Origin of the sequence: Acidovorax sp. (genome assembly GCF_016783915.1) — a bacterium.
In the GTDB taxonomy this organism is placed as follows: Bacteria; Pseudomonadota; Gammaproteobacteria; order Burkholderiales; family Burkholderiaceae_C; genus Acidovorax.
The window spans coordinates 1-7,962 of record NZ_JADHVT010000183.1; the positions used below are offsets into that span (position 1 = coordinate 1).

Sequence of the window (7,962 nt, forward strand, 5' to 3'; positions counted from 1 at the left end):
CTTGTCCCCAACCGTCTGGACTGCGTCTGCAGCGATCGTCACGGGCACAGTTGCCTCATCAGCCACGACCTCGACGTTCACGAACAGGCCTGGCCGCCATGCTCCCTTGGGGTTATCCAACACCACCCGCGCCTTGGCGGTTCGGGTTTGCTCACCGATGAGCGCGCCCACGAAGGCCACAGTGCCCGTCGCTGAAGCGTCGAACGCGGTGGCCTTGATGGTGACTTTCTCACCGACCCGCACGAGAGGGAGATCCTTGGCTGGAACGTTGATTTCCGCCCACACCTGGCTCAGATCAGAAATCGTGAACACGGCGGCGTCTTCCTTGACGGCTTCGCCGAGGCTCAGATGCTTCTCGATGACGATCCCATCAAAGGGCGCACGCAGCTCAAGCCGGTTCAGGCCCGAGGCGGAAGAGGACGACAGACCCAATGCCCCCAACTTCTGGTTGGCGTTGGCGACAGCAACTTCGGCTTCGTTGAGTGCCTGCTTGGCCTGCAGGTAGTCCTGCTCCGCCGAGACCTTCTGCTCCCAAAGCTTCTTCTCCCGCTCGTAGGTCGTCTTTGCCAAGGCCATGCGCTTTTGGGCCGTCTGCAGCTCGCTGCGCTGCTCCGATGCTGTGGGACTCGCGATAGCGGCCAGCACCTGCCCCTTCTTGACGACCTGGCCCAAGCTGGCGTTAACGCTTTCCACCACGCCAGCAAGGCGTGGAACCACGTGCGAGGTGCGATCTTCGTTGAGGCGGATCTCGCCGGGCAGCAGCAGCGCAGACTTGATGCTCGCAGCAGATGCCGAGTCAACGCCGATGGCTGCCGCCTTGATCTGGGCGTCGGTCAACTCGACCTTGCCCTCTTCTTTGCTCATCACGAACATGAAGGGCTCGTTGCCTTTTCGCGCGATGATCTCAACATCGAAGGCGTGGGGTTCAGCCACCGTCTCGCGGCTCACCCAGCCATCCTTGTCCTGAACGAATGTCAACGCCTGCTTGTCTCCTGTTGGGCGCGCGACCGTTGCGGCGACGGTGGCAGCGCTCTGAGGCAGCGCTTTGTCTTTTTCGAACATCCAGATGCGCAGCCGTGGCTCACCTCCGTCTTCCGATAGCAAGGCCTCCAATCCGAAGTCGCCTTCCTTGAAGAGGCTGCCGCCGTTGGCGCCCTTGGACGCGCTCTTCTCGTGGTGCTCGCCATCGGCATGGCCTTTGTCGTCGTCGTGGCCCTTGCCATCGGCTTTTCCGTGGTGCTCGCCGTCACCGTGGCCCTTGGCCTCCGTGTGCGTTCCGTGTCCGTGACCGTCTCCCTCGGCTGCAGCTGCCGCCTTAGGCTTGCCGCTTTGCATAACGAAAACGCCAGCGCCCACTCCCAGCGCAATTACGACTGCGATGGCGATCAGGTGCTTCTTGCTGATGCTTGGTTTGATGTTGTTCATGGTCGATCTCAGTTTTTCTTGATGGTCGAGGTGAGGGACGTGCTGCCACCCAGCAGCCGGTCAATCTCGGCTGCTGCGCGATGGGATTCGGCCAAGGCTTTCAGGTATTGCGACTTGGCGGTGAAGTAGGTGCGTTGCGCATCCAAGACTTCGAGAAAATTGAACTTGCCGTTCTCGAAACCGACCGTGGCTGCGTCGTATGCCGATTTGGAGCCTGGGAGCACATCCGAGCGCAAGGTTTGGACTTCTGACGTGATCGTGGACAGCCTGTCGTGGGCCTGAGTCACTTCGCTGTGCAGCCGTACCGTGGTTGCTTGCAACTCATCCCTGGCCTTGTCTTCAAGCTTCAGCGCTTCGAGCAGGTTGCCTTGATTGCGATCAAATACCGGCAGCGGCACTGAAATACCTAGCAGCAGCAGGTTGCGTTGTGTCTCGTTGCTACGCTGCACACCGGCGCTGACGGTGATGTCCGGCACGCGCTTGGCTTGCTCAACCTCGGCCAACGCCTTGCGCCGATCCACCTCAACCCTCGCCAACACCACCGAAGGCGAAGACACGACTAGCGATTGAAGATCTGCCAAGTTCGGTACAAGCGGTAGCGCCTCGGCTTCGCCTTCAAGCGACAAAGCAAACGCATTGGTCCTTCCCAGTAGCGCATACAGGCGCGTCAGCGCGTTGCGCTCCTCACTTGCGGCCTGAGTCAGCTCCAGGCGGATACCAGCTTCCGCAACCCTCGCTTTGGTCTCTTCGACTGGGGAAACCTTGCCCGCCGCAACTCGCTTCGCTACGGTGTCCGTGGATGCCTTGGCCAGGGCAGCACTGTCCTTCGCAAGGGACAGCCTCTCTTGAGCCGTCAGAACATCAAAGTACGCAGCCACGACATTGGCTCGGACGGTGGACACGACCTCGGCGAGTTGGGCTTGGGCCTGCTCTCGTGCCTTTTCTGCAGCCTTCGTACGTGCCGCGCGTTTGCCACCCAATTCCAGCGGCAGATTAAGCTGCCAGCTCTGTGTGCGTGTCTTCGAACGCGTGTCTTCCAGCGAATACGCGAGTTCAGGGTTTGGCCGCGCGCGACCCTGAATGATCTGGCCTTCGGTGGCTTCGACCTGGCGGGTCGCTGCGGCTACGTCCGCATTGCCCTCCAACGCCATCTCAATGGCACGGGCCAGCGATAACGGAGCTGCGGAACTCGCAGCACTACCGTGAAGTACCGCTGGGCTCTGCTGAGTACTCGGCGCCAGCCCCTGAGCAACTGCTGCCGTAGTGGTAGCAATAAAAATGGCAGTCGCAACTGCAGTGACCCCAAACCGCTTCCGATTGCGTGAAGCGCCCGGACCATTTTGAACGTGAAATCCCTTGAACATCCGATTCTCCATTGACCTTGAAACACGAAGAAATCGGCGGGGATGGCAGCCGTGTGGTGCCTAGCAACCATGATCCGTTCTCGCAGCGGCACGCGCAGCGAAGCCCGCCAGAGGATGGCGGACCTAGAAAAGGATGAGTAAGGAAGCCCCGCCGACTAGGCGAGGAACGGCCACTGAGGGCGGTCGGGAGGAGTCGGGCTGACGCCTTCAAGCGCTGATAGCGCAGAAGCGTTCATTTCATTGCCGCGAAACGTAGGCAACTTCGCATCTGGCAAATAAAGTGCGCCCAGGCCGAGGCCATGACACGAACTGCAATCGGGGTCGAATTTGTCGAGATTTTTCTCGACAACGACCTTACCAGTAACACTGTCTGCCTTGTGCTGGTGCTCGTGATGACCCACATGCTGCACGGTGGTCGTGGATGTCGAGCGCTCATGCTGGCAGTACGAAGCTACCGCAGCCCAGCTGAACTGGAGCGGTAGCAGTACTAGCATCAAAGCGACGATCCAGCGACTCATTTTTTCAGTCTAGCATGGCAAGTTGAATTCTGAGCACTGTATCTCGATGACCAAAGCCGCAGCTTCACAGACCTCGGGCGCTGCCGGTGTAGCCGCGTTCCGCCGCTACGTCCGCAGCGTGGCTGCCACGGTACATACCCGGGAATACCTCCTTTAGCATGCGCCCATCTTCACCGTTGGCGAGGATCTCGCCGTGAAAAACTGCCTCGGCAAGTTCGTGCTTGACTTCATCGCGCGACTTTGGCGAGACAGCAGCCACCGCTTGCGAAGGATAGCGTCCTGGCGCGATCTCATTCAACTTGGCACCAGATTCGCCAGCGGCCATCATTTCTCCCGACTTGATAGCTTGGCCCAGCTCCTGCTGCACCTGCTCACGCGTCTTCTTGGCGCCAGTCGCCGCTTGCGCTGGGTAAGCGCGAGGGTTGATTTGCCGCAGCGTCATGCTCGACTCACCGCTGCCCATCATGTCGCCGCTGCGAATGGCTTGGAACAGTTCTGCACGAACCTGTTCGCGGGTGAGTGGGGCCGATTGCGCAGAGGCCAGCAGAGGTGCGGCGCCCATGGCGGCGAGAAGCAGTGCAGTCTTGAATTTCATGGTGTGGTCCTTTGAGTAAATGTGATTGGATAAGTGAAGGGCGGATTACGGCAGCTGTTGGGCGTTGACCCACCCAGCTTCGCCGCCCATGTCGCGCATGCCATCTGCTGTGATCGGGTTGCGCTTGGCATCTTCGAGCTCCTGCAGCACCTGGGCTCGGCTTTTCGTAAGGGTCGGCGCCTTGACGAGCGGATAGGTGGCTGGATAGCCTCGGCTGATCCATTGGAGCGAGCCGTCTTGCTGGGCTACTAGCACAGTGTTGCGAACGGAGTCCCGGCTCACGGTGTTGCCCAGATGGTCGGGAGTAAATACTGCTCCCTGCTACTGCACTGGGCTGGCGTGATAGGCCGACGCGGCGAACGAAGTCGTAGCGACGGTGGCCAGGCCAACGATGATGAGTGCGTTGCGAACTTTCATGAGGATCTCCTGTTGCGCCGGCTACCTCTTGGCAACCGGGTGAAGCTTTTTCTGCACCACGGAGAGAAGTCTAAAAATATCGCCCCATCGAGGCAGTGACCGGAAGATTACATTTTTGACAGCTTTGTAGAGAACCTTGCACTTTGCGCCCATGCGCGTATGGCTGGCCTATAATCCGGCGTCATGTCCTACCGCTTGCAATCGGTCGTACTCGTAGTTGTGCTGCTGTGGCAGGCGCTCAGCATGGTCAATCCGTTTGCGGGCGCATCGCGCGCCGATCAGTTCGCGCACTTAGTGGTGTCTGCACAAGACGAGGTGCGGTTCGCGGATGGCGACCGATTCCGGCATAAGAACGCATCGGGCAAGCACGTGCATCCAGAAGAAGGACTGACGCTTGCCGGGCTGATTCCTACGTTGGCCTTCGCAGTACCAAGTGTGCCGACGGCTGACCCCATCAGCGAACCAGCTCCGCGCTATTCGCCGCCCTCACTGGAAGGGCCACTGCGCCCTCCAATGACGCTGGTCTGAGTACGCGGCTCCTGCACGCATCTTCCACCCGTGTGCGGTGGAACCTCAGCTCTACCTTTTCACACAACGCCCGCGCGTAACTTCGCTGGCGGCAACGCTTTTCGCGCGCGCACGGTATGCCGTCAGACGCGACTTCACGACTCAATCCCCAGTGGCAAAAAGGCCGGCTGTGTCGCCAATCCCGCAGCGTTGCTCGTCCGCCCATTCCCTATGGCTCCTTCTGTAAGGACCTCTTATGAGTTCGCAACAAGTCCTGACCATCGCTCAGGCGGCACTGCACATGCTGCTGATGACCGCCGCGCCAATCCTGCTCGTGGTGCTGCTGGTGGGCCTGATCGTTAGCATCCTCCAGGCAGTGACGCAGATCAATGAAAACACACTGTCTTTCATCCCCAAATTGGTGGCCGCCCTAGTTGTGCTGATCTTCATCGGACCATGGCTCATCAGCACCTACGTGGACTACTTGCGAGAGGTACTGCTCTCGATCCCGGGTCTGGTTGGATGACTACTCGTTGGCAACAGCGCCCGCGCATTCCAACGAAATGCGCGCACTCGGAACCTTCATTGGCACTGGGCATCGCGGCTGCTAATATCGCAGGCGTGCGCAAAGCCCTTGTCCTCATCTTGCTGGTGCTGCTGCCAATCCAATTCGTTTGGGGGGCTGCCACGGGCTATTGCCAGCATGAAGCGCGCACGGCCGACACCCACTTTGGCCACCATGTCCATGAGCATCAAGCCAAGCTGGCGACTCGTTTGAAGGACTCAGCGGAAGTTGACCGATCAATCGGCGGCGATCACCCCGATTGCCCAAGCTGCCACCTCACCTCCGTCTCTGCTGTCTTGGATCAGGTTGCTCTGATGGCAGGGAGCCAGGCGGATCCACTGGCTGCTGCTGACGAGCAGTCTCATCCCAGCTTCCTGCGTCACCGCATAGAGCGCCCGAATTGGCGGCGCGCAGCCTGACAGTCAATCGGTTCGATCTCGGACACGCTCACGCAGTGCGCGCACGCCAGTCCGTATCTGCATTGACCTGACTTTCGAGCGATGCCCTTTTCGGGCAATAGACATCGAATCCGGTCTGCCTAAGCCACAGCGACCGCGAGCAAGAGGTCGGCTGACTCGGCTTCTCTACGGCGGCCTGGCCCGAGAGACAACGCCAGAACCCATCCCCTGGTACTGGCTCTCTCGCGTGCCGCCACGCAATCAAACATCATTCAAGGCAGAAGCAATGAGCAATTCCAAGAAGCTACGTCTCGATCTTCCACTCGTGCTTCCGGACGTGAGCGAAGTGCATGACCGCTGCGTGTTGCGGCTCACGGACACGATAAAGGGCCGCAGCGGCATCGACGAAGTGCATATCGTCGGCATAGAAAGTGGGGCGCCACAACTGTGCGTCCACTACGACCCCGATAGCATGACCCTCGGCCGAGTGCGTGAGCTGGTGCAATCGGTCGGTGCCGAGATTTCCTCACAGTACGCCCACTTGTCGTTTCGGACCAAGGGATCGCTGCTGGCGCGCACCGCCCGCCGGATAGCCGCTGAACTGCGGCGCGTTCCGGGTGTGCTTGAGGCAGACGTTGCAGCTTCGGGCTCATTGCGCATCGAGTACGACCGCTCAAGCGTCTCGCAACAGGAGTTGGTCGAGGCCCTCGGCGCGTTGGGCATATCCGGTGATGTAATTCCCTGGAGCGCACCCTTGCCGGGGCCTGCTGCCAAGGTGCCACCGCTCCGGGCTGCAGCCAATGACGCGGCCGTAGACGAAGTGAAGAAGGATGCACATGACCACTCAGCTCACAAGGGCCATGAAACCAAGGAGCGGGACGAGGATCACTCAGGTCACGGTCATGGAGAAGCAGGTGGTCACGCAGGTCATAGCCATAAAGAAGGCCTTCTCGGCGAAAAGACTGAACTGATCTTCGCACTGCTGTCAGGGGCCTTGCTTCTCATTGGGTGGCTGATAAGCAAAGGAGATTTCGCGGCGCCACAGGTTCCAACGGCGCTCTATGTAGGGGCGTACTTCTTCGGTGGATATTTCACCGTAAAGGAGGCCTTTGAGAATCTTCGTGCACGTCGATTCGAGATCGACACTCTGATGCTTGTCGCCGCCGCCGGTGCCGCGGCACTTGGTGAGTGGGCGGAAGGTGCGTTGCTGCTCTTTCTGTTCAGCTTTGGCCATTCGCTTGAGCACTACGCTATGGGACGTGCGCGCAGGGCCATCGAAGCGCTTGCCAAGCTGGCGCCCGAGACGGCGTTGCTTCGGCGCGATGGCAGCACGAAGGAGGTTCCGCTGGCCGACTTGGAGGTCGGTGACGTCGTCGTAGTCAAGCCCAACGAGCGGCTGCCAGCGGACGGTGTTGTCGTCGTTGGAACCACCAGCGTCAACCAGGCTCCCGTTACTGGCGAGAGTGTGCCCGTGGACAAGCGACCCATGGATGACGCGAAGTCGGCCATCGCAAGCTTCGACAAGGTGGCGGCTGAGCACAGGGTGTTCGCCGGCACGATCAATGGCGCGGGCGCCATCGATGTAATGGTGGCGCGCAAGTCGGACCAGTCCACGATGGCGAGGGTGATCAAGATGGTCACCGAAGCAGAAGCCCAACGCTCGCCCACGCAGCAGTTCACTGAGCGCTTCGAGCGCATCTTCGTCCCCTCAGTGCTGGCTCTCGTCGCCGTGCTGATGCTCGCTTGGCTGGTCATCGACGAGCCCTTTTCTGCCAGCTTCTATCGTGCCATGGCCGTGTTGGTGGCGGCAAGCCCGTGCGCGCTGGCGATCTCAGTGCCCAGCGCGGTGCTCAGCGGCGTTGCGCGAGCTGCACGCGGCGGGGTGTTGGTTAAGGGCGGTGGGCCGTTAGAGAACCTAGGCACCCTCAGCTCCATCGCTTTCGACAAGACTGGGACATTGACCGAAGGCAAGCCCAAGCTGACCGATGCGGTCGCGGCCAAGGGTGCGACCGACGACGAACTGCTGACGGTGGCTCGGGGTCCCCTCGTTTTCAGTGCAATAACTGGCGGTACGCAAACCCAGCACTGGCGCGGGGGTGGTGTTGGTAGATCGTTGATTCTGTTGGCTTTCCTGTTCACTTCTCAAACGGGTATCGTGGCCTCCCACTAATGG

General features: G+C 60.2%; 9 protein-coding genes. 4 read left to right on the top strand and 5 right to left on the bottom strand.

Features of this window, described 5'->3' with window-relative positions; genetic code table 11:
- From ISS20_RS21815 to ISS20_RS21835, 5 genes are all read right to left on the bottom strand, one after another.
- The coding region (locus ISS20_RS21815; protein ID WP_291439506.1) for an efflux RND transporter periplasmic adaptor subunit at positions 1–1,425 on the bottom strand (1,425 nt) is incomplete at its 3' end.
- Positions 1,426–1,433: 8 nt separating this feature from the next.
- Entirely contained in the window at positions 1,434–2,789 is a 1,356-nt protein-coding gene (locus ISS20_RS21820) for a TolC family protein (protein ID WP_108497725.1), read from the bottom strand.
- A gap of 155 nt (positions 2,790–2,944) precedes the next feature.
- Positions 2,945–3,307 (bottom strand): cation efflux protein, CzcI family, encoded by a 363-nt coding sequence (gene czcI / locus ISS20_RS21825; RefSeq protein WP_108497724.1) that lies wholly within the window; start codon positions 3,305–3,307, stop codon positions 2,945–2,947.
- A gap of 64 nt (positions 3,308–3,371) precedes the next feature.
- Entirely contained in the window at positions 3,372–3,902 is a 531-nt protein-coding gene (locus ISS20_RS21830) for a DUF4148 domain-containing protein (protein WP_108497723.1), read from the bottom strand.
- A 45-nt stretch (positions 3,903–3,947) separates the two neighbouring features.
- A complete protein-coding gene (locus tag ISS20_RS21835) occupies positions 3,948–4,184 on the bottom strand; it encodes a hypothetical protein (protein WP_146191259.1) in 237 nt (78 codons plus the stop codon).
- 318 nt (positions 4,185–4,502) lie between these two features.
- Between ISS20_RS21835 and ISS20_RS21840 the strand changes: the two genes are divergently transcribed.
- The 4 genes from ISS20_RS21840 to ISS20_RS21855 all read left to right on the top strand — a co-directional run bounded on the left by ISS20_RS21840 (position 4,503) and on the right by ISS20_RS21855 (position 7,959).
- Complete coding sequence (locus ISS20_RS21840; RefSeq protein ID WP_146191258.1) at positions 4,503–4,847, top strand: hypothetical protein; 345 nt, start codon at positions 4,503–4,505, stop codon at positions 4,845–4,847.
- Between the two features lie 235 nt (positions 4,848–5,082).
- Complete coding sequence (gene fliQ / locus ISS20_RS21845) at positions 5,083–5,352, top strand: flagellar biosynthesis protein FliQ (RefSeq protein WP_108497721.1); 270 nt, start codon at positions 5,083–5,085, stop codon at positions 5,350–5,352.
- Positions 5,353–5,411: 59 nt separating this feature from the next.
- Entirely contained in the window at positions 5,412–5,810 is a 399-nt protein-coding gene (locus ISS20_RS21850; RefSeq protein ID WP_146191257.1) for a hypothetical protein, read from the top strand.
- Between the two features lie 265 nt (positions 5,811–6,075).
- Positions 6,076–7,959: a heavy metal translocating P-type ATPase gene (locus tag ISS20_RS21855; protein ID WP_366828679.1), complete on the top strand. Its 1,884-nt coding sequence runs from the start codon at positions 6,076–6,078 to the stop codon at positions 7,957–7,959.
- The last annotated feature ends 3 nt before the right edge of the window (positions 7,960–7,962 follow it).

Bases quoted from the DNA above. Each gene is read 5' to 3' on its own strand.
- ISS20_RS21820 (WP_108497725.1), bottom strand. From the start codon at position 2,789: ATGTTCAAGGGATTTCACGTTCAAAATGGTCCGGGCGCTTCACGCAAT.
- czcI (WP_108497724.1), bottom strand. From the start codon at position 3,307: ATGAGTCGCTGGATCGTCGCTTTGATGCTAGTACTGCTACCGCTCCAG.
- ISS20_RS21830 (WP_108497723.1), bottom strand. From the start codon at position 3,902: ATGAAATTCAAGACTGCACTGCTTCTCGCCGCCATGGGCGCCGCACCT.
- ISS20_RS21840 (WP_146191258.1), top strand. From the start codon at position 4,503: ATGTCCTACCGCTTGCAATCGGTCGTACTCGTAGTTGTGCTGCTGTGG.
- fliQ (WP_108497721.1), top strand. From the start codon at position 5,083: ATGAGTTCGCAACAAGTCCTGACCATCGCTCAGGCGGCACTGCACATG.
- ISS20_RS21855 (WP_366828679.1), top strand. From the start codon at position 6,076: ATGAGCAATTCCAAGAAGCTACGTCTCGATCTTCCACTCGTGCTTCCG.